18 protein-coding genes are annotated in these 20,848 nt (G+C 67.9%); 12 read left to right on the plus strand and 6 right to left on the minus strand.

Annotated features, from left to right (window positions below; genetic code table 11):
* Positions 1–233 precede the first annotated feature (233 nt).
* The 3 genes from N416_RS0111750 to N416_RS0111760 all read left to right on the plus strand — a co-directional run bounded on the left by N416_RS0111750 (position 234) and on the right by N416_RS0111760 (position 3,036).
* Positions 234–1,418, plus strand: coding sequence for a Fic family protein (locus N416_RS0111750; protein WP_024442301.1), 1,185 nt, complete (start codon positions 234–236; stop codon positions 1,416–1,418).
* A gap of 111 nt (positions 1,419–1,529) precedes the next feature.
* Positions 1,530–2,408 carry a hypothetical protein gene (locus N416_RS22135; protein WP_024442302.1) on the plus strand — a complete coding sequence of 293 codons (879 nt, stop codon included), beginning with the start codon at positions 1,530–1,532 and terminating at the stop codon, positions 2,406–2,408.
* Between the two features lie 106 nt (positions 2,409–2,514).
* Positions 2,515–3,036 carry an RES domain-containing protein gene (locus tag N416_RS0111760; RefSeq protein WP_024442303.1) on the plus strand — a complete coding sequence of 174 codons (522 nt, stop codon included), beginning with the start codon at positions 2,515–2,517 and terminating at the stop codon, positions 3,034–3,036.
* A 25-nt stretch (positions 3,037–3,061) separates the two neighbouring features.
* On the opposite strand, the gene N416_RS0111765 is transcribed toward N416_RS0111760, so the two are convergent.
* On the minus strand, positions 3,062–3,562 hold the full coding sequence (locus tag N416_RS0111765; protein WP_024442304.1) for a histidine phosphatase family protein: 501 nt from the start codon (positions 3,560–3,562) through the stop codon (positions 3,062–3,064).
* Between the two features lie 216 nt (positions 3,563–3,778).
* Between N416_RS0111765 and N416_RS0111770 the strand changes: the two genes are divergently transcribed.
* On the plus strand, positions 3,779–4,924 hold the full coding sequence (locus tag N416_RS0111770; RefSeq protein WP_024442305.1) for an exonuclease SbcCD subunit D: 1,146 nt from the start codon (positions 3,779–3,781) through the stop codon (positions 4,922–4,924).
* Entirely contained in the window at positions 4,921–7,536 is a 2,616-nt protein-coding gene (locus N416_RS0111775; RefSeq protein ID WP_024442306.1) for an AAA family ATPase, read from the plus strand. The genes N416_RS0111770 and N416_RS0111775 overlap by 4 nt, the downstream gene beginning before the upstream one ends.
* On the opposite strand, the gene N416_RS0111780 is transcribed toward N416_RS0111775, so the two are convergent.
* The 4 genes from N416_RS0111780 to N416_RS0111795 are packed head-to-tail and all read right to left on the minus strand — an operon-like array spanning position 7,537 to position 12,945.
* Positions 7,537–9,258: an ABC transporter family substrate-binding protein gene (locus N416_RS0111780; protein ID WP_231384179.1), complete on the minus strand. Its 1,722-nt coding sequence runs from the start codon at positions 9,256–9,258 to the stop codon at positions 7,537–7,539.
* Positions 9,255–11,087, minus strand: a complete 1,833-nt coding sequence (locus tag N416_RS0111785; protein ID WP_024442308.1) for an ABC transporter ATP-binding protein — start codon at positions 11,085–11,087, stop codon at positions 9,255–9,257. The genes N416_RS0111780 and N416_RS0111785 overlap by 4 nt, the downstream gene beginning before the upstream one ends.
* A complete protein-coding gene (locus N416_RS0111790) occupies positions 11,084–11,971 on the minus strand; it encodes an ABC transporter permease (RefSeq protein ID WP_024442309.1) in 888 nt (295 codons plus the stop codon). The genes N416_RS0111785 and N416_RS0111790 overlap by 4 nt, the downstream gene beginning before the upstream one ends.
* Complete coding sequence (locus tag N416_RS0111795; protein ID WP_024442310.1) at positions 11,968–12,945, minus strand: ABC transporter permease; 978 nt, start codon at positions 12,943–12,945, stop codon at positions 11,968–11,970. Before N416_RS0111795 ends, N416_RS0111790 begins: the two co-directional genes overlap by 4 nt.
* A gap of 195 nt (positions 12,946–13,140) precedes the next feature.
* On the opposite strand from N416_RS0111795, the gene N416_RS0111800 reads away from it, so the two are divergent.
* The 5 genes from N416_RS0111800 (at position 13,141) to N416_RS0111820 (ending at position 17,848) form a co-directional block, all read left to right on the plus strand.
* Complete coding sequence (locus N416_RS0111800; RefSeq protein WP_024442311.1) at positions 13,141–13,632, plus strand: carbonic anhydrase; 492 nt, start codon at positions 13,141–13,143, stop codon at positions 13,630–13,632.
* A 197-nt stretch (positions 13,633–13,829) separates the two neighbouring features.
* Complete coding sequence (gene cysD, locus N416_RS0111805; RefSeq protein WP_024442312.1) at positions 13,830–14,768, plus strand: sulfate adenylyltransferase subunit CysD; 939 nt, start codon at positions 13,830–13,832, stop codon at positions 14,766–14,768.
* Positions 14,768–16,621, plus strand: coding sequence for an adenylyl-sulfate kinase (gene cysC, locus N416_RS0111810; protein ID WP_024442313.1), 1,854 nt, complete (start codon positions 14,768–14,770; stop codon positions 16,619–16,621). The genes cysD and cysC overlap by 1 nt, the downstream gene beginning before the upstream one ends.
* Positions 16,618–17,346, plus strand: a complete 729-nt coding sequence (locus tag N416_RS0111815; RefSeq protein ID WP_024442314.1) for a 3'(2'),5'-bisphosphate nucleotidase CysQ — start codon at positions 16,618–16,620, stop codon at positions 17,344–17,346. Before cysC ends, N416_RS0111815 begins: the two co-directional genes overlap by 4 nt.
* A 25-nt stretch (positions 17,347–17,371) precedes the next feature.
* Entirely contained in the window at positions 17,372–17,848 is a 477-nt protein-coding gene (locus tag N416_RS0111820; RefSeq protein ID WP_024442315.1) for an RrF2 family transcriptional regulator, read from the plus strand.
* A gap of 94 nt (positions 17,849–17,942) precedes the next feature.
* Here the strand turns inward: N416_RS0111820 and N416_RS0111825 are convergent, their stop codons facing one another.
* Complete coding sequence (locus tag N416_RS0111825) at positions 17,943–18,329, minus strand: VOC family protein (protein WP_024442316.1); 387 nt, start codon at positions 18,327–18,329, stop codon at positions 17,943–17,945.
* 58 nt (positions 18,330–18,387) lie between these two features.
* On the opposite strand from N416_RS0111825, the gene N416_RS0111830 reads away from it, so the two are divergent.
* Together N416_RS0111830 and N416_RS0111835 are read left to right on the plus strand one after the other, a co-directional pair.
* Positions 18,388–19,278, plus strand: coding sequence for an LLM class flavin-dependent oxidoreductase (locus N416_RS0111830; RefSeq protein ID WP_024442317.1), 891 nt, complete (start codon positions 18,388–18,390; stop codon positions 19,276–19,278).
* Positions 19,279–19,409: 131 nt separating this feature from the next.
* On the plus strand, positions 19,410–20,846 hold the full coding sequence (locus tag N416_RS0111835; protein WP_024442318.1) for a DUF4185 domain-containing protein: 1,437 nt from the start codon (positions 19,410–19,412) through the stop codon (positions 20,844–20,846).
* Positions 20,847–20,848 lie beyond the last annotated feature (2 nt).

Below are 20,848 nucleotides of genomic sequence, written 5' to 3' on the forward strand. Positions count from 1 at the left end.
ACGACCCTCACGGCAATCCGAACTCACTCGGCTTGCGCCGCCGGCAGGGGCATCGCCTGATTGGTCCGCCTAGCCTGCGGGCTCGTCGGGGGGATTGGGGTGTAAGCGCCTTCAGGGAAGATTCGCGAGTGCTGCGGTGTCGGGGCGGCACATGAGGCGTTTATAGCTAACTTTCGAGATGCAAAACTATAATAATGATGGTTTTGGTATCAGTTACGTGAGAAGGGTTCGCTATGGGCTGGCCTGCGCATCAAGTCGAGCAGCGTGAGTGGGCGCCTCGCACGCGACAGGGTAACCGTGACGATCGCATGCTCAAGCAGATCGAAGTGGCGCTACCTCCAATGATCGGTGACCTGGACTATGACCCGGTGGGTGCAGCGGCGCGCGCGCATGAGGCCGCCCTTGTTGCCGTCGCTCGCCTGGAAGCCGGATTCGGCCAGCATCTTGCACCCTTAGCGGATTTCTTGCTCCGGAGCGAGTCCGTGGCGTCATCCAAGATCGAGCACATCGACGCTGGATGGCGTGCGTTCGGTAAGGCCTTCGTAGGCGGAAATGCCGGCGCGGAGGCAGAATCCCAACTCGCTGCCGTTCGGGCGTTGATGCAACTTGTTGACGCGGCCGACGCCGGTCCTCTTACTCTCGAAGCGGTCCTGGAAACCCATCGACTACTGATGACACCCGACCCCTACGCCGACAGCCCCGGGCAGCTGCGCAACGTCCAGAACTGGATCGGTGGCAGCGACCACACACCGATCGGGGCGCTCTATGTACCACCACCGCACGAGTTAGTGCTTTCTCTCGTAGAGGACCTGCTGATATTCGCCAACCGCACAGATCTGCCGATCGTTGCGCAGGCCGCTATCGCCCACGCCCAGTTCGAATCGATCCACCCTTTTACCGACGGCAACGGTCGCATCGGACGTGCGCTGATCAGTGCCATCCTCCGCAGGCGGGGGCTCACCCAACGAGTCACGGTGCCGCTGGCCTCGGTCATGTTGGCCAATACCGACGACTATTTCGGGCGGCTCACCAACTACCGCCACGGTAACGCCGATCAATTTGTCGGCTACCTCGCCGAAGCCGCCGTACATGCGAGCAGCGCTGCGGAAGAATCTGCAGTTCGCCTCGCCGAACTGCCCAACCACTGGCGGTCAGTGGCGCGCCCACGGTCCGGCTCTGCGGACGAGACTCTACTCGAGAGCCTCTTGGACGTTCCGATCTTCAATGCCGATACCGCCCAACAGATCACGGGAACGACAGATGCCAGCACATACCGGGCTCTCGGACGGCTGACGGAGGCGGGCATCCTTGAAATATTGTCTACTGGCGCGCGCAATCGCGTCTGGGCTGCCGCCGACGTGTTGACCGAGCTTGATGCACTCAGTGACGCGATCGGCCGGCGAGTTCGCCCCGGATAGTGGCTTCCGATCGACCATTCCTTCGGTGATTGCCACACTTACTACGTTTACTACGTATAGCGAGCAGTACGTTGTAAGCGTAGTATCGGAGCGAAGTCGCGCCCCGGCGACGTGAAGGTCGCAGCAGCGGGTGTTTCGGGCAGTGAGCATGTGGAGGAGGCGGTGGTGGAGCCTATTCCCCGCATGGCCGACGCCGGCGGCGGGCTGCACAGACACACGCACCGACAGTGGCGCATCGTGTTTGGCCCGATGGCAAGGCTGACGACTGAACCCGAGGCCGAGACCGCCGAGGGAGCCGGCGAGGCCGTGTTGCGGCTCGAACTGCCACTCGGGATCGCTGCGCCGGGGGACGTGGCCGTCGAAGTGGAGGACGGCACCTTGGTGGTTCGGCTTGGGGGCCTCGCCGTCGACCAGCCTGTATCGGTACGCGAAGTAGCCGAGGAATCCGCTGCGGTGGACGTGGAACAGGCCGCACCGGTACCGGTCGAGCTCCTGACCCAGCTCGCCGCCGTCGTCGAGGAGCAGCAGAACATCCTCCGCAAAATCGAAGCAGCAACGGCGGTTTCACCGGGGGAGCGGGTGACGCTGACCACGGCCACCGGGGAGTTGAAATACACGCTGCCGTTCGCGCCGGATGAGACCTACAGTCCGGGGGCCGTCAGCGCCATCTTGTCGCCCAGCGGTAAACCGCATCGGTCGATCGCGCAGGACCGGCGTCGCGCACACGAGCTGCTGGGCGTCAAGATCGGCAACCAGTATCGGTATCCCAAATTCCAGATCGACCCGGGACGCCAGCAGATCCGTCCCGTCGTTGCCTACGCGAACCGTCAACTGGAATGCGACGAGGACCCGTGGGGAACGCTGGACTGGTGGTACAGCCCCGATGAGGGCCTGGAGGATCGGCGCCCGATCGACCTACTCGAAAGCGGTGAACTGACCGAGGAGCTGGTCGATCTCGCGATCCAGCTCGGTCAACAGGGCATGGAGTGACCGATGCCGACCAATCGGTACAACGGACGCCCTGCCGATGTCGAAATCGTCCCCAAAGGGACTGTGCTGTACCGCATCATGGCCGCCAACGCGTCCTACCCGGCCGTTGGGCCATCCCAAGCAAGGTCGCTTCGAGCCCACCCATGCCGGGCTGGGCGGATACCTCTACGTCGCCGATACGTTGGCCGGCGCGGTCGCCGAGGGTGTCCTGCGCAACCAGACGATCTCGAAAGCGGGTGTGGTGCGTCGACCCTGGCTGGTCAACAAGAAGCTCGTTCGGGTGAGTCTGGTCAGCGATGTCACGGTGGCATCGGTATACGGCTCCGGTGCGACCAAACTCAACCTCGACTCGGCGTTGCTGTGCGGCGGCGTCAGCCAGTATTCGCAGACCCGCGAGACCGGCACCAAGATCCTGCTCAAGACCAAGCCCGCGTTCGGCATGCGGTACCGGTGCCGCAACCATGACAACCTGACGTCGCTGATGCTCATCACGCGAAAGGACCCCGCCCTGTCGCTGACCCTCGTCGACGAGGTTGACATCTTCTTCGACAAGCGGGGCAGAGATCTGATCCTCGGTGTCCTGCACACGGAGTTCCAGCTGCAGTACACCGGGCTGCTGCCGAACTGACGGTGGTGGCGGGAAATCCGCAGCGTTACCGCGGCACGCAGAAGTCGACCAGCGCGGCCGATCCCAGCTGTACGTCCGACCAGCCGCAGGGGACATGCAGGACCGCGATCCCCGATGTCGGATATTTCTCCGAGATCTGTTGGGCGACGGCGGCATCGGTGCCGTGGCCGGCCAGTCCCAGGGCGACGCTCGACATCGCCGGTTCGTGGCCGATCACCAGCAGGGTGTCGACGTCGGCGGCCACGGTATTGATCGTGTCGATGACGTTTCCGGGCATCGCGTCGTAGAGATCGTCGACGTAGCGCACCGGGGCGGTCAGGGCGGTTTGCGCGTAGGTCTGCCGGGTCCGGGTGGCGGTCGAACACAGCACCGCATCGATGGTCGGCGCGTGGGCGCGCAGCCAGTCCCCGGCCAGCCCGGCCTCCCGGATCCCGCGCGGCGCCAACGGGCGCTCGTGGTCGGCCGCCCCGGGCGGGTAGTCCGACTTGGCGTGCCGCAGCAGAATCAGGGTGCGATAAGTGCTCACCCGCTCCAGAGTAGGGGTGGCCGATCTTGCCCGCGCTAGCCGAGTCGGCCACCCTCGCACCGTGCGCCGGCGGTGCTCAAGTGCCGGATGTGACACACGAGTTCTGACCGCGCTTGCGGCTGGCGGACCTGCCGAGCGAGGTCCGCGAGGTTGTCGGTGACCGGCCATACACTCGCGATGCCCGGCTGATGGACCGGCGGAAAGGGACAGGACGACATGCGTTTCGTGCACACCGCCGACTGGCAGCTCGGCATGATCCGGCATTTCCTGGCCGGCGATGCCCAGCCGCGTTACTCGGCGGCCCGGCGCGACGCGGTGGCCGGGCTGGGCGCGCTGGCGAAGCAGACGGGTGCGGAGTTCGTCGTCGTCGCCGGCGACGTGTTCGAGGACAACCAGCTCGCGCCGGAGGTCATCAGTCAGTCCCTGGAGGCCATGCGCACCATCGGGATCCCGGTCTACCTGCTGCCCGGAAATCACGATCCGCTCGATGCGGGGTCGGTGTACACCAGCGCCTTGTTCACCGCCGAATGCCCCGACAACGTGGTGGTGCTCGACACCGCAGGCGTGCACCAGGTGCGCCCCGGCCTTGAGATCGTCGCCGCGCCGTGGCGCTCCAAACGTCCCACCACCGACCTGACCGCAGCCGCACTGGACGGCTTGCCGGCCGACGGCACCCTGCGGGTCCTGGTTGCCCACGGCGGCGTCGACGCCCTGGACCCCGACCCCGGCAACCCGGCGCTGATTCGGCTGGCCGGCCTGCAGGACGCCCTGTCTCGCGGCGCGATCCACTACGTTGCCTTGGGCGACAAGCACTCCCGCACCCAGGTCGGGGAGACGGGGCGCATCTGGTATTCCGGTTCGCCGGAACCCACCAACTTCGACGACATCGAATCCGACCCCGGCCACGTCCTGGTGGTCGACATCGACGAGGCCGACGGCGCCGTGAGCGTGGACTCCCACCACATCGGCCGCTGGCGTTTCCTGACACTGCACCGCCAGCTCGACACCGGCCGCGACGTCACCGACCTCGACATCAATCTCGATCAGCTGCCGGACAAGGAACGCACGGTCGTCCAACTGGCGCTGACGGGTTCGCTCAGCGTCACCGATCGGGCGGCCCTGGACGTCTGCCTGGACCGGTATTCGCGGCTGTTCGCGTGGGTGGGCACCTGGAAACGCCACACCCACCTGGTGGTGGTCCCCGCCGACGGCGAATTCTCCGACCTCGGAATCGGCGGTTTCGCCGCCGACGCGGTCGAGGAACTTCTCGCTGCCGCCCGCAGTGCCGACACCGGCGCCGCCGACGACGCGCACGCCGCGCTGGCGCTGCTGCTGCGCCTGGTCGATCGGACAGTGGCATGAGACTGCACCGGCTGGTGCTGACCAACTACCGCGGCGTGGCGCACCGAGAGATCGACTTCCCCGACCACGGCGTGGTGGTGGTGTCCGGCGCCAACGAGATCGGCAAGTCCTCGATGATCGAGGCGCTGGACCTGTTGCTGGAGTCCAAGGACCGCTCCGCGAAGAAGGACGTCAAACAGGTCAAGCCCACCTACGCCGATGTCGGTGCCGAGGTCACCGCGGAAATCAGCACCGGTCCTTACCGTTTCGTCTATCACAAGCGCTTCCACAAGGCGCCCCGGACGCAACTGACCATCTCCGAGCCGCGCCGCGAGCAGCTCACCGGCGATGAGGCGCACGACCGGGTCCGCACCATGCTGGAGCAGACCATGGACACCGGCCTCTGGCAGGCCCAGCGGGTGCTGCAGGCGTCGTCGACGGCGGCGGTGGACTTGTCCGGCTGCGATGCGCTGTCGCGGGCACTGGACGTCGCCGCCGGCGACACCGCCACCCTCAGCGGAACCGAGCCCGTTCTCATCGAACGGATCGACGCCGAGTATGCGCGCTATTTCACCGGGACCGGGCGTCCTACTGGCGAGTGGGCCGCTGTCATCGCCGCGCTGGCCGACGCCGACGCCGAGGTGGTGCGATGCACCGAGCTACTCGCCGAAGTGGACTACCGGGTGCACCGGCACGCCGAGCTGTCCGAGCAGTTGGCGCGGTTGACCGACGAGCAGGCCGCCGCGGACTCCCGGCACCGTGCGGCGCAGGCCGCCGGCGCCGCGATCGCCGACCTGCGCGGCCGGCTCCGCGATGCGCAGCTGGTGGCCACCGCCGCCAAAGCCACCGCTGCCGCGACCGATAGCGCCCAAGCCGAGCGGCGCCGGCAGCGTGACGAACTCGAATCCCGGGCGGCCGCGATCAGCCTGTTGGACAACGAGATCGACGCTGCCGCCCAGGCGCAGGCCGCCGCTGACACCGAGGCCACCACCGCCGACGCTGCCGCGGCCGACGCCGAACACGCCGTGGCCGCCGCCACCGAACGTGCTGCATCCGCCCGCCGCATCGGCGATCAACTCGCCGCCCGCGACGAGGCCGACCGGCTCGCCGACCGAATCGCCCGGATTGATGCCACCGAAGGTCAGCTGGCCGAGGTGGCGGCCGAGCTGGCGCAGATCGTCGTGACCGAGCCGATGCTGCGCCGGATCGAACAGGCGTCGGCGGCCTGCGACCGCAGTGAGGCGTCGCTGGCCGCGATCTCGGCGACCTTGGAACTCGCGGCGGTCGCCGACATCGATCTGGTGATCGCCGGCGACCCCACGGCGCTGCCGGCCGGACAGAGCTGGTCGGCCTCCGTCACCGACGGCCTTGAGGTCGAGGTGCCAGGCCTGCTGCGAGTGCGCGTCCGCCCGGGCGACAGTGCGCGTGAGGCCAGCGTCAAACATGCCGCGGCACAAGCCGAGCTTGCCGATGCCCTGGCGGAGGCAGGCGTGACTGATCTGGCGCAGGCACGCCAGGCCGACCAGCGACGCCGCGAACTGCAGGGCAGCCGCGACCAATTGGCCGCCGCGCTGGCAGCGTTGCGCGGTGAGGAGGAGCTCGAGGCATTGCGGGCCCGGCTGATACGCCTGCGCGATGAGCATGGCGAGATTCCCAGCGGGACCACACCGGAACAGGCCCGTGCCGATCGTGACGAGGCCGAGGCACTGCGGGCGCAGGCAGTCACCGACTGCGAAACCCTGCGCCGAACCGCCCAGCAAGCTGCGGCCCGTCGCACGGAAGCCGCCACACGGCTGACGCTGTTGCGGGAGAAGGCGGCAGCGCAGCGCAGCGAGCTGGCGGCGGTCGACCAGCGTCTCGCCGTGCAGCGGGCGACGGTCAGCGATGACGAGCTGGCGACTACCGCCGATGCCAACGCGCAGGAGTTGCGCAGCGCCGAGCAGCGGGTGACCGAGTTGACCGAGCAGCTGGGCGCCGCCGCCCCCGAGGCGATCGACGCCGAACTCGCGGCAGCGCAGTCGGCAGCGCAGGAGCTGCGGGCCCGGCACGCCGAGACCGCCCGCGCGCTGCACGAGGTGGAGGTCGAGCTCGCCGTGTTCGGAACCCAGGGCCGGCGGGGTCAACTCGACGCCGCCCAGACCGTGCTGGAACACGCTGCGGCCGAACATGGTCGGATCGGTCGCCGGGCACGCGCCGCGGCGCTGCTGCGGTCGACCATGGCCCGCCACCGCGACGACACCCGTCGGCGCTACGTTGAGCCGTTCCGTGCCGAGATCCAGCGGCTGGGGGCGCACGTGTTCGGCGCCGACTTCGAAGTCGACGTCGACACCGACCTGAAGATCTGCGCCCGCACCCTCGGTGGTCGCACCGTGCCTTATGAGTCGCTATCCGGCGGCGCCAAGGAACAGCTGGGCATCCTGACCCGGCTGGCCGGGGCGGCGCTGGTGGCCAAGGAAGACAGCGTTCCGGTGGTGATCGACGACGCGCTCGGTTTCACCGACCCCGACCGACTGGAGAAGATGGGCGCGGTGTTCGACGCGGTCGGCTCACACGGTCAGGTGATCGTGTTGACGTGCAGCCCGGATCGCTACCGCAGCGTCACCGATGCTCACCGCATCGACCTGACCGCCTGATCAGTCCTTCATGAACCCGACCACGGTGTAGTCCAGATCCGCCAGCCCCGGCGCCCCGAAGTTGGCCAGTGAACTGCGCACCGCCACATTGCCGGTGGTCTGAATCAGCGGCAGGCTGAATCCCTCGGCCCACAGCAGGCTGTCCACCTCGTTGGCCCGGGCCCGGGCCACCGCCGGATCGAGCGCCTCCAGGGTCTCCTCGATCTTGGCGTCGATGGCCGGGCTGCCGATCTTGCCGAAGTTGGCCTCCCCGTAGGAGGCGGAGATCTGGTTCAGCCCGGCCAGCGGGAACGCATCACCGACCCAACTGAATTGGGCGATGTCGAAGTCGCCGACATTGACGTAGTCGGTGAAGAAGCCGCCCCCGGCCTTGGCGTCCAACTGCAACTTCACCCCGATCTGGGCCAGGTTGTGCTGGGCGACTTGGGCGAATTGGCGGGTGCTCGACGCGTCGTAGAACAGGTGCCGGATCACCAGGGGGCGACCGTTCTTCTCCCGGAACTTGCCGTGCAGTGTCCAACCCAGCGCGTCGAGTTCGCGTGCGGCGCGCTCGGGGTCGTAGGCCACCACCGCACTGTTGTCCTGGTAGCCCTCCTGGCCGGCGACGTAGATGTGGTTGTTCAGCGGCACCGGGTCGGCCGTCAGGCCGCGCTGGGTGACCTTGGCGATGGTGGACCGGTCGATACCGCGCATGACCGCCAGTCGCAGCGCCTTGTCGGACAGAAGCGCCCCCGGTGCCCCGTTGAAGGTGAAGTGGTTCCAGGCCGGAGTCGGAGCACGGCGGATCGCGATGCCCTCAGTGCGGCGCGCGATCGTCAACTGATCCAAGGTGGCCACCCCGGTGGCGTCGATGGTGTGGTTCTGCAGCGCCGGCATTCGGGCGGACTCATCGAGCACCAGATAGGTGATGGTGTCCAGCTTCGGAGTCCGGCCCCACCATGCGGGGTTGCGGGTCAGGGTGATCCGCTGGCTGGTGCGATCCAGCGTCGACAGCACGAACGGTCCGGCCGACGGGCCCGGCCTGCTCAGCTGAGCCTTGTTGAAGGTATCCGGATCGGAGGTCATGCTGGCCGGCAACAGCATTGAGTTGCCGGCGAACATGCCCCGCCACTCGGCGTACGGCTTGGCGAAGCGCATCACAGCCTGGCGGTCGTCGACGCCGCGGGTCACCGAGGCGACGCGCTCAGCGCCGTTGGTGGTCGCGATCGCGTAGGCGCTGTCGGCGCCGCTGGTGGCATGGATCTGGCTGGCGATGTCTTTCCAGGTCAGTGGTGTTCCGTCGCTCCACACCGCTTTCGGGTTGATGGTGTAGGTGACCACCTGCGGATTGGTGCCGGTCAGCTCCACACTGGTGAAGTAGTCGGTGTCCACCGTCGCCGAGCCGTCCGGTCCGATGGTGAACGCCCGCGGCATGGTGGCCTTGAGCATGGCGGCGTTCTCGGCCAGGTTGCCGTCGATGTGCAGCGGGTTGAAGTTGGGCGGGAACTGCGTCATCGACAGCCGCAGGTTGCCGCCGTCACGCAGTTTCGCCGGGTCCTGCGGATTGATGTCGCTGGCGGTGCCGACCGCGGCGATGCCTTCGGGCGCGGTGATATCGACTGCCGCACAGCCGTTCAGTGCCAGTCCCAATGCCACCAGGAGCGCCACCCCGTTGGCGCTGCGTCCAGGGCGGCCTCTTCTCGCGCAACGTCGCCGTGAGCGCAGAGTCAGCGTCGGGCTCATGAGTTCACCACCGGTTGCGGCACCGCGGCCAGCAGCCGCCGGGTGTAGTCGTGTTGGGGATCGCGGAACACCTGATCGGCCTCGCCCTGTTCGACGATCGCCCCGGCATACATCACCGCTACCCGGTGCGCCAGGTGTTTGACCACCGAAAGGTCATGTGACACAAACAGGTAGGACAGTCCGAGTTGCTGTTGCAGATCCAGCAGCAGGTTGATGATCCCGGCCTGAATCGACACGTCGAGCGCGGACACCGGTTCATCGAGTGCGAGGATCTTCGGCTGCAACGCCAGGGCCCGGGCGATGCCGATCCGCTGCTTCTGCCCGCCGGAGAACTCCGAGGGGTAGCGCAGCGCGTCGCCGCGGCGCAGCCCCACCAGCTCCAGCAGCTCAGCGACCCGGGCATGGATGGCGGCCTTGTCGGAACCGTTGGCGCGCAGGGGTTCTGCCAGCAGCTCGAAGACCGGCAGCCGGGGATCCAGGGAAGCCACCGGATCCTGGAACACCACCTGCAGGTCGCGCCGCAGGGCGCGACGGCCGTCGCGCTTCAGCGCCGCGACGTCGGTGCCGAGCACTTCGATCGAGCCGGACTGCGGCGCGGCCAGCTCCAGGATCTGGTGCAACGTGGTGGATTTGCCCGAGCCGGATTCGCCGACGATGCCCAGCGTACGGCCCTGCTGCAACTCGAAGCTCACCCCGTCGACGGCACGCACCTCACCGGCGCGACGCCGCAGCACGCCCTTGGTCAGCGGGTAGGTCTTGACCAGGTCGCGCACCCGCAGCACGGTGGGGGATTGGTCGGCGACCGCCGCCGCCACTTGGGTGCGCACGCCATAGATGTCGGCGGCGCTGCGCCCGAGGACCTGGTCGGTGTGAATGCAGGCTGCGGAATGGTTCTCCCCGACGCTGAGCAGCTCCGGTTCCGCCACCAGGCAGTCATCGGCGGCCAACGGGCAGCGCGGTGCGAAGGGACAGCCCGCGTCGACCCCGGCCGTCAATGCCGGTGGTGCGCCCGGGATCGGCACCAACCGGGTGCCCTGCGGGGCGTCCAGGCGGGGCACCGAACCCAGCAGTCCCACCGTGTAGGGCATTCGCCGATCGCGGTAGAGAACTTCGACCGGCGCGGCTTCGACCACCCGGCCGGCGTACATCACCAGTGCCCGGTCGGCGAATTCGGCGACCACCCCCAGGTCGTGGGTGATGATCAGCACCCCGGCGCCGGTGACGTCCCGCGCGGTTTTGAGGACGTCGAGGATCTGGGCCTGCACGGTGACGTCGAGCGCGGTGGTGGGCTCGTCGCAGATGAGCAGGTCCGGGTCGCACGCGATGGCGATGGCGATCACCACCCGTTGGCGTTCCCCGCCGGACAGCTCGTGCGGAAATGCCCGTGCCCGCTGCTCGGGCCGGTTGATCCCGACCAGCTCCAGCAGCTCGACCGCCCGTCGGCGCGCTGCGGCACGGCCCACCTTCGGCTGGTGCACTTCGATGGCCTCGGCGATCTGATCGCCCACGGTGTACACCGGTGTCAGCGCCGACATCGGATCCTGGAACACCATTCCGATCGAGGCGCCGCGGAACTTCGACATCGCGGTGTCGCCGAGCCCGATCAGCTGCGTGCCGCCCAGCCGCACCGAACCGGACACCTGCGCATGCTCAGGCAGCAGGCCCATCACGGCCATCGCCGCCGCGGATTTCCCCGAGCCCGATTCGCCGACCATCGCTACCACTTCGCCGGCGTCGACGTGGTAGCTGACGCCGCGGACCGCACGCACCGCGTCGCGGCCGGCGCCGAACGTCACGGCCAGGTCGGAGACTTCCAGCAGGGTGCTCATCGGCTGCCCCGCAGCGTCGCGGCGTCGGGGTCCAGGGCGTCACGCAGGCCGTCCCCGGCGAGGTTGGCGCAGACCAGGATCGTGATCAACACCCCGGCCGGGAACAGGAAGACCCACGGGAAGGTGATGGCCGAGGCGGTGCCGTCGGCGATCAGGGTGCCCAGCGAGACGTCGGGCGGCTGGATGCCGAAACCCAGGTAGCTCAACCCGGTTTCGGCCAGGATCGCCACGGCGACGTTGAGCGCGGTGTCGATGATCAGGATGGACGCCACGTTGGGCACCACGTGATCGATGATGATGCGCCGGCTGGAGACGCCCATATAGCGTGCCGCCCGGATGAATTCACGTTCCCGCAGGCTCATGGTCAGCCCGCGCACCATGCGGGCGCTGATCATCCAGCTGAACCCGGCCAGCAACAACACCAGCAGGGCGATGTTGCCGCTGTTCTTGGTGCGCGGGGTGATGATCGCGATCAGGATGAATGCCGGCACCACCAGCAGCAGATCGACCAGCCACATCAGCACCCGGTCGCGCCATCCGCCGAAGTACCCCGAGATCGCTCCGACGGTCGCGGCGATCACCGTGGAGATCAGCGCCACGCACACCCCGATCAGCATCGACTTCTGCATGCCGCGCAGGATCTGTGCCAACAGATCCTGGCCCAAAGCGTTGGTGCCCAACCAATGTCGCGCACCCGGCGGAACCAGCAGCGCGTCGTAGTCCAGGTCGGTGTAGGAGTAGGGCAGCAGGCCGGGCAGGGTGTAGCAGCCGACGAACATCACCGCCAGCAGCCCCAGCGCCCCGACCGCGCTGCGGCTGCGCAGGAATCGGCGCAGTACCAGGGTGCGCCGCGAGGCGAACTCGATCTCGGTGGCCGCGGTCATGACACCCGCACCCGTGGGTCGAGCATCGCGTAGATGACGTCGGAGAGCAGTCCGGCCAGCAGCACCACCGCACCGGAGAACACTGTGATGGCCGCGACGATATTGGTGTCCTGGGTCGCCACGCCCTGCACCACCCATTCGCCCATGCCGTGCCAGCCGAAGATTTTCTCGACGAACACCGCGCCGGTGACCAGGCCGGCCACCCCGTAGGCGAACAGTGTGGCCATCGGGATCAGCGCGGTGCGCAGCCCGTGTTTGAACAGCGCGCGCCGGCGGGTCAGCCCCTTGGCCCGTGCGGTGCGGATGAAGTCCTGGCCGAGTACGTCGAGCATCGCGTTGCGCTGGTAGCGGCTGAAGCTGGCGGCGGCCCCCAGCGCCAGGGTCAACGACGGCAACACCAGGTGCTGCAATCGATCGGCCAGCCCGGGCCAGAAGCCGGTGACCAGCCCGGGGGAGGTCTCGCCGGTGTAGTCGAACAGTTGGGCGCCCAGCGCCCAGTTGACCCGCAGGGCGCTGAGGATCACCAGGTTGGCCAAAACGAAGGTCGGTACCGAGAGCACCAGCAGCGCCGCCATGGTGATGACCCGGTCCGACAGGCGGTATTGGCGTACTGCCCCCCACGCGCCGGCCACGACGCCGATCGCGGTGCCGGCCAGTGAACCGACGACCAGCAGGCGCAGGCTGACCCCGACGCGCCGGCCCAGTTCCTCGGAGACCGGCTGGCCGGTGACCGTGACGCCGAAGTCGCCACGCACGGCGTGGGTGGCCCAGTGCGCGTAGCGCAGCGGAATCGGCTTGTCCAGGCCCAGCTCGGCGGCCTTGGCGTCGATCACGGCCTGCGGCGGACGCGGATTGCGTTGCATGAGGCTGTCCAGCGGCGCGAACGCCAACGAGGTCAGGCAGAAGGTTAGAAACGAGGCGAGGCCCAGCAGCACCAGGTAGTTCAGCGCCCGGCCGGCCAGAAACCGCGTCATGGCCAAAAGGGTAGAGGGTGCCCCGGCGTCGACAGCGTGCATGTCTGTCCGCGACACACCGGGGCACGCTGTGCATCCACGCGCCACCGCGGCGGGTCAGGCGCCGCGGTGGGAGGATTTCTGCGTGATTTTTATCCGTGAAATCCGGGGGCGCCTTCACTAGGCTTCGCTGCACCGCGACAGAGGAGAAGACCTGTGACCGTCACCGATGACTACCTGGCCAACAACGCCGAATATGCGAAGACCTTCACCGGCCCGCTGCCCATGCCGCCGAGCAAGCACGTCGCGATCGTCGCCTGCATGGATGCGCGTCTGGACGTCTATCGGGTGCTTGGCCTCAACGAGGGCGAGGCGCATGCCATCCGCAACGCCGGGGGTGTCATCTCCGAGGACGCGATCCGCTCCCTGGCGATCAGCCAACGGCTGTTGGGCACTCGCGAGATCATCCTGATCCACCACACCGACTGCGGGATGCTGACCTTCACCGACGACGACTTCAAGCGTTCCATCCTGGAAGAGACCGGTATCCGCCCGACGTGGTCGGCCGAGGCGTTCCCCGACCCGGTCGAGGATGTTCGTCAGTCGCTGCGCCGGATCAAGGCCAGCCCGTTCATCACCCAGACCACCTCGCTGCGCGGGTTCGTCTTCGACGTCGCCACCGGCAAGCTCGACGAAGTCACCCTCTAGCGTCGGCCGGCCCCTTTCCGTCGGCGTGCATGGCGGTACCCGACGCAGCCTCGCGCGGGGGAAAGGGGCCGGGGGAGGGGTCCTGGACGAGCAGATCACATTGACAGCAGCGCGGGCCGGCTGGTTGCATAGCCAGCTATAACCAACAAATATGGTAAGTCTCACCAAGATTATCGGGTATCCCTGGCAAGGAAGTCATGACCAGTAACGTCACCGCGCCCCCCGAGGCCACCACCGTCGGGCACTACCAGCTCACGCATCTGCGCACCCTGGAGGCCGAGGCCATCCACATCATTCGGGAGGTGGCGGCGGAGTTCGAGCGTCCGGTGCTGCTGTTCTCCGGCGGCAAGGACTCCATCGTCATGCTGCACCTGGCCGTCAAGGCGTTCGCGCCGGGCCGGCTGCCCTTCCCGGTGATGCACGTCGACACCGGTCACAACTTCGATGAGGTCATCGCCGCGCGCGACGAGCTCGTCGCGCAGACCGGGGTCCGGCTGGTGGTGGCCTCGGTGCAAGATGACATCGACGCCGGACGCGTGGTGGACGACGGGCCGTCGCGCAACCCGTTGCAGACGGTCACCCTGCTGCGGGCGATCAGTGAGAACAAGTTCGACGCCGCGTTCGGCGGCGCCCGCCGCGACGAGGAGAAGGCCCGCGCCAAGGAGCGGGTGTTCAGCTTCCGCGACGAGTTCGGCCAGTGGGACCCCAAGGCGCAACGGCCCGAGCTGTGGAATCTCTACAACGGCCGGCATCGGGCCGGCGAACACATCCGGGCGTTCCCGCTGTCGAACTGGACCGAGTTCGACATCTGGTCCTACATCGGTGTCGAGGAGATCGCTCTGCCCTCCATCTATTTCGCGCACCAGCGCAAGGTGTTCAGGCGCGACGGCATGCTGCTGGCCGACCACGAGTTCCTGCGCCCCGCCGACGGCGAAGAGGCGTTCGAGACGCGGGTCCGGTTCCGCACCGTCGGTGACGTCACCTGCACGGGCTGCGTGGAATCCACGGCGGCCACCGTCGAAGAGGTGATCGAGGAGACCGCAGTGTCACGACTGACCGAGCGCGGGGCGACTCGCGCCGATGACCGGATCTCCGAAGCAGGCATGGAAGACCGCAAGCGGCAGGGGTATTTCTGATGGGTGCGGCAACCACATTGCTTCGAATCGCTACTGCCGGATCGGTCGACGACGGCAAGTCCACGCTGATCGGACGGTTGCTGTTCGACTCCAAGGCCGTCATGGAAGACCAGCTGGCCTCGGTCGAGCGCACTTCCCGGGAGCGCGGCAACGACTACACCGACCTGGCCCTGGTGACCGACGGGCTGCGCGCCGAGCGCGAGCAGGGCATCACCATCGATGTCGCCTACCGCTACTTCGCAACGCCCAAGCGGAAATTCATCATCGCCGACACCCCGGGGCACATCCAGTACACCCGCAACATGGTGACCGGTGCTTCGACCGCCCAGCTGGCGATCGTGCTGGTCGACGCGCGGCACGGGCTGCAGGAGCAGTCTCGCCGGCACACCTTCCTGGCGTCGCTGCTGGGGATTCGCCACATTGTGCTGGCGGTCAACAAGATGGACCTGATCGACTGGGACGCCGAGAAATTCGAGGCGATCCGCGACGACTTCCACTCGTTCGCCACCCGCCTGGACGTACACGACGTGACGACCATCCCGATGTCGGCGCTGCTCGGCGACAACGTGGTGACCAAGTCGGACAAGACGCCCTACTATGACGGTCCTGCGCTGCTGTCGCACCTTGAAGACGTCTACATCGCCGGTGACCGCAACCTGGTCGACGTGCGGTTCCCGGTGCAGTACGTGATCCGCCCGCAGACCCACGAGCACGCCGATCACCGCAGCTACGCCGGCACGGTGGCCAGCGGTGTGCTGCGGCCCGGCGACGACGTCGTGGTGCTGCCCTCGGGCAAGCCGAGCCGGATCGCCGCGATCGAGGGGCCGACCGGCGCAGTGGCCGAAGCGTTTCCGCCGATGGCGGTCTCGGTGAGCCTCACCGACGACATCGACATCTCCCGCGGCGACATGATCGCCCGCACCAACAACCAGCCCCGGGTCGTTCAGGACTTCGACGCCACGGTCTGCTGGATGGCCGACGGTGCGACGCTGCAGCCGGGCAATGACTACATCATCAAGCACACCACCCGGACCACCCGGGTGAAGGTGATGGCGCTGGACTACCGCCTCGACGTCAACACCTTGCACCGCGACAAAGACGCGAACACGTTGAAACTCAACGAACTCGGCCGCGTCTCGCTGCGCTCGCAGGTGCCGCTGATGCTCGACGAGTTCACCCGCAACGACGCCACCGGCTCGTTCATCCTGATCGACCAGGCGACCAACGGGACCGTGGCCGCCGGCATGGTGCTGCGCGACGTGTCACCGCGCACGGCGAGCCCCAACACCGTGCGGCACGAGTCGCTGGTCACCGCGACGGACCGGTTGTCGAAGGGCCGAACCGTCTGGCTGACCGGGCTGTCCGGCGCGGGCAAGTCCTCGGTGGCGATGCGCGTCGAACAGCTGTTGCTCGAAAGGGGAACGCCGGCTTACGTTCTCGACGGCGACAACCTGCGGCACGGCCTCAATGCCGACCTGGGCTTCTCGATGGCCGACCGTGCCGAGAACCTGCGCCGGCTGGCACACGTGGCCACCTTGCTGGCCGACTCCGGCCAGATCGTGCTGGTGCCGGCGATCAGCCCGCTGATCGAGCACCGCCAGCTGGCCCGCCAGGTGCACACCGACGCCGGGTTCGACTTCGTCGAGGTGTTCTGCGACACCTCGCTGGAGGAGTGCGAGCAGCGTGACCCCAAGGGGCTCTACGCGAAAGCGCGCGCCGGGCTGATCACGCACTTCACCGGTATCGACAGCCCCTATCAGCGGCCGCGGAATCCCGACGTGCGGCTGAGCTCGAAGAACAGCGTCGACGAGCAGGCCCGCCAGGTGATCGCGGCGATCGACTCCCGCAAGTGAACGATCACCAGCTGGCTGCGCACCTGGCCGCCGAGGCGGGCCGGCTGCTGTTGCGGGTCCGCGAGGAGCTGGCCGATGCGACTGAGGCGGAACGGAAGGCGGCCGGCGACCAGCGCTCGCACGACTTCCTGATGGCCGCGCTGGCCGGCGAGCGGCCCGACGACGCGGTGCTGTCCGAGGAGGGCGCCGACAATCCGGTCCGGCTCAGCGCTGAACGGGTGTGGATCGTCGACCCGCTGGACGGCACCCGCGAGTTCAGCGAACTCGGCCGGGACGACTGGGCCGTGCACGTGGCGCTGTGGCAGTCCGGCGAGTTGTCCGCCGGGGCGGTGGCCCTGCCCGCACGGGGCAGCACGCTGGCCACCCCGACGGTGGCCGCTCCGCCCGCGTACGCCGGCGCGCCCCGCATCGCGGTGTCGCGCAGCCGTCCGCCCGCGATCGCCGAAGCGGTTCGCGAGCGACTCGACGGCGTGCTGATACCGATGGGCTCGGCGGGGGTGAAGGTGGCCTCCGTCGTGGCGGGCACCACCGATGTCTACGTGCACGCCGGCGGACAGTACGAATGGGACTCGGCCGCCCCGGTGGCGGTAGCCCGGGCCGCGGGCCTGCACACCTCACGCATCGACGGTTCACCGCTGGTCTACAACCGGGCGGACCCGCTGCTTCCCGATCTGGTGGTGTGCCGGCCCGAATACGCCCAAGAGGTGCTCGCAGCGATCAGCTGAGCCGCCAGATGGAAGAATGCTCGCAATGCGCATGTCGGCCAAGGCGGAGTACGCGGTGCGAGCGATGGTCCAACTGGCCACCGCCGAGCCCGGCGCCCTGGTCAAGACCGACGAAATAGCGGCCGCGCAGGGTATTCCGGCGCAGTTTTTGGTCGACATCTTGTCGGATCTGCGCACCGACCGGCTGGTGCGCAGCCAGCGCGGCCGCGACGGCGGCTACGAACTGGCCCGGGCGGCCACCGCGATCAGCGTCGCCGACGTGTTGCGCTGCATCGACGGCCCGCTGGCCAGTGTGCGCGACATCGGTCTGGGCGATCTGCCCTACGCCGGGCCGACCGCCGCGCTGACCGACGTGTGGCGGGCGTTGCGGGCCAGCATGCGCTCGGTGCTCGAGCAGACCAGCCTGGCCGACGTGGCGGGCGGTGAGTTGCCGGCGCATGTCGCCGAACTCGCCACCGATTACCGCACCCAGGAGCGCCAGCGTGGCCATTCGCCCAGTTGATTCGGCGGTCCAGCGTCGGCTCTCCTGCGTCGAGCCTCGCTAACCGCCGGGCTGATTCGGCGGTCCATCGTCGGCTCTCCTGCGTCGAGCCTCGCTAGCCCGAGCCGTACGGCCGGGTCAGGATCTCCAGGTAGTGACCGCCGGGATCGCGGAAATACACCCCGCGTCCGCCGTCGTTGTGGTTGATCTCGCCCGGGCGTTCACCGCGCGGATCGGCCCAGTGCTCCAGCCCGCGCTCGCAGATCTTGGCGTAGATCGCGTCGAAGTCGGACTCGGAGACTAAGAACGCGTAGTGCTGCGGCCGGATCTCCTCGCCGTCGGGCACGTCGGCGTAATCGAGGCTGGCCTGGTGATCGAGTGCGACGACCTGGAAGTGGCCGAACGGCTGCGGTGCCGGCAGTCCGAACAGCTCGGCCAGAAACGCTGCCGATGCCTGCTTGTCGTGCGCGGCCACGATGGTGTGGTTGAACGAAATGCCCATTGCTCAAGTGTCGGCCGTGTAGGCCGCCCATGCCACAATCGCGGTCATGCAGGTGGGAATGACCATGCCCGTGATGGAACCGGACCTCGACGCAACGCTGTTGCGGGACTGGGCGCGAGCGATCGACGACGGGCCGTTCGCGTCGTTGTGCTGGGGCGAGCGGATCGCTTTCACCAACCCCGACAGCCTGACCCTGCTGGGTGCGCTGTCGGCCTGGACCGAGCGGGTGCGGCTGGTGACCACGGTGATCGTCCCGCAACTGCATGACCCGGTCATGCTCGCCAAAGCGCTGGCCACCGCCGACCTGCTCAGCGGCGGCCGGCTTACCGTCGGGCTCGGCATCGGCGGCCGGGACGAGGACTACCGGGCGGTCGGCGCCGATCCGGCGAGGCAGAAGATGGGCGAGTTGGCTGCCGCGGTGGCGATCATGCGGCGCGTCTGGGCCGGCGAGAAGCTCACCGAGTCGGTGCTGCCGGTCGGACCGGCGCCCACCCAACCCGGCGGGCCGCCACTGCTGGTCGGCACCATCGGCCCCAAGACGTTGCGTAGCGCGGCGACCTGGGCCGAAGGACTGGCCGGCATCACCATGGACCTGGATGTCGCCAAGCAGAACGACCTGTTCGACGTCGCCCGCGACGCCTGGCAGCAGGCGGGCCGGGCCAAGCCACATCTGGCGACGTCGTTCTGGTTCGCGCTGGGGGACCGTGACGAGGCCCGCGATCAGGTGCGTCGGCACCTGCTGCGCTACATGAACTGGATTCCCGCCGAGTATGTCGAGGCGATGGCCCCGAGCACCGGCTGGGCCGGCAGCGAGGACGAGCTGGCGCAGGTGCTGCAACGCTTTGCGGCGGTGGGCACCGATGAGGTGCATCTGATCCCGACCAGCTCTGACCTGGGCCAACTGCGCTGCGTGGCCGATGTGGTCGCCGAGGTCAACCGGGCCGGCTGAGCGGGCGATCCGCTGGTTGCGACACCGTCACGGAAGCGTCTCTATCGTCCTCCGGCAGCCACACCAGTCCTAGAAATCACTATCGTCACAGTGGTGCGAGGCCCGGGAGCGGGTCCTGGGAAAGGTGTGACATGTCGGCGACACGTCGAATCGTCTCGGCGGCAATGGTGCCAGTCGTCGTCCTGGGGATGGTCGCCGCCAGCGAGTTCGCGCCGGCGAGCGCGGCCACCTGCAACGCCCCCGAAGCCAATATCGATCCGCCACCGGGCTCGCCGACCACCGGAGCCGGTCAGCTGCCCACCGGGCGCCGTCCCCGCGGTACCAATGATCAAGCGCCGTTGCCCAAACTGGGCCCGCTGATCGCCGCGCTGATCAACCCCAACGGCACCATTCGGCAGCAGGCCGCGGTGGTACCCCCGCAGCCCAATCCCGGTGGCCAAGCCGTGCCGGACGTCGCCCAACCCGTCCAGCCCGTCCCGGTGCCCGGAGCAGATCCGGGGTTGTCGACGGCCGATCCCGGTGGCGCTATTGCCGGAGCCCAGACGTCGCTGGTGGAGTGGATGACCGGGCCCAACAGCCCCAACCAGACCCTGCAACGCTTCGGCATCTCCGGCACCGACCTCGGAATTCCCTGGGACAACGGCGATCCCGCCAACCGCCAGATCCTCTACGCGTTCGGCGACACCTTCGGCTACTGCCGTATCCAGGGCAAGCAGTGGCGACAGAACGTGCTGTTCCGCAGCAATGACAACAATCTCGCCGACGGCATCACCATCGGCCCCGGAGCAGTGGGCAACAAGTACTCGGGATCGCCACTGCGGCAGGCGAATTTCTCCAAGCAGATACTGCCCGCGGTGCAACTGGCGCCGCAGCAGGAGGGCATGATCCCCACCGCCGCGATCGGGATCGCCGGCAACCAGTACATGAACTTCATGTCCATCAAGCAGTGGGGCCGCGACGGCGAGTGGTCCACCAACTATTCGGCGATCGCGGTTTCCAACGACAACGGCGAAACGTGGGGCGTCTATCCCGGCACCGTGCGCTCGACGTCGCCGGAGAACGTTCCGCGGGCGCGTTTCGTCCCCGGTAACGAGAAATTCCAGATGGGCGCATTCCTGCGGGGCAACGACGGCTACCTGTACTCCTACGGAACGCCGTCCGGTCGTGGCGGCTCGGCGTATTTGTCGCGGGTGCCCGAGCGCGCCATTCCCGACCTGACCAAGTACCAGTACTGGAATGGCGACAGCGGATCCTGGGTGCTGGCCAACCCGGCTGCGGCCACGCCGGTGATCCCCGGCCCGGTGGGCGAGATGTCGGTGCAGTACAACACCTACCTGCGCCAGTACCTGGCGCTGTACGGCAACGGCGGCAATGACGTGGTGGCCCGCACCGCGCCCACCCCGCAGGGGCCGTGGAGCGCCGAGCAGACGCTGATCCCCACCGGCCAGATCCCCGGCGGCATCTACGCGCCCTACGTGCACCCGTGGTCGACCGGCAAGGACGTGTACTTCACGCTGTCGCTGTGGAACGCCTACGACGTGATGCTGATGCACACGGTGCTGGGGTAGCG

It is taken from the genome of Mycobacterium sp. UM_WGJ, assembly GCF_000455125.1.
Taxonomy (GTDB): Bacteria; Actinomycetota; Actinomycetes; order Mycobacteriales; family Mycobacteriaceae; genus Mycobacterium.

Coding starts and splice junctions, on each gene's coding strand:
- N416_RS0111750 (WP_024442301.1), top strand. CDS start 234: ATGGGCTGGCCTGCGCATCAAGTCGAGCAGCGTGAGTGGGCGCCTCGC.
- N416_RS0111770 (WP_024442305.1), top strand. CDS start 3,779: ATGCGTTTCGTGCACACCGCCGACTGGCAGCTCGGCATGATCCGGCAT.
- N416_RS0111775 (WP_024442306.1), top strand. CDS start 4,921: ATGAGACTGCACCGGCTGGTGCTGACCAACTACCGCGGCGTGGCGCAC.
- N416_RS0111780 (WP_231384179.1), bottom strand. CDS start 9,258: ATGAGCCCGACGCTGACTCTGCGCTCACGGCGACGTTGCGCGAGAAGA.
- N416_RS0111785 (WP_024442308.1), bottom strand. CDS start 11,087: ATGAGCACCCTGCTGGAAGTCTCCGACCTGGCCGTGACGTTCGGCGCC.
- N416_RS0111790 (WP_024442309.1), bottom strand. CDS start 11,971: ATGACCGCGGCCACCGAGATCGAGTTCGCCTCGCGGCGCACCCTGGTA.
- N416_RS0111795 (WP_024442310.1), bottom strand. CDS start 12,945: ATGACGCGGTTTCTGGCCGGCCGGGCGCTGAACTACCTGGTGCTGCTG.
- cysD (WP_024442312.1), top strand. CDS start 13,830: ATGACCAGTAACGTCACCGCGCCCCCCGAGGCCACCACCGTCGGGCAC.
- cysC (WP_024442313.1), top strand. CDS start 14,768: ATGGGTGCGGCAACCACATTGCTTCGAATCGCTACTGCCGGATCGGTC.
- N416_RS0111820 (WP_024442315.1), top strand. CDS start 17,372: ATGCGCATGTCGGCCAAGGCGGAGTACGCGGTGCGAGCGATGGTCCAA.
- N416_RS0111825 (WP_024442316.1), bottom strand. CDS start 18,329: ATGGGCATTTCGTTCAACCACACCATCGTGGCCGCGCACGACAAGCAG.
- N416_RS0111830 (WP_024442317.1), top strand. CDS start 18,388: ATGACCATGCCCGTGATGGAACCGGACCTCGACGCAACGCTGTTGCGG.
- N416_RS0111835 (WP_024442318.1), top strand. CDS start 19,410: ATGTCGGCGACACGTCGAATCGTCTCGGCGGCAATGGTGCCAGTCGTC.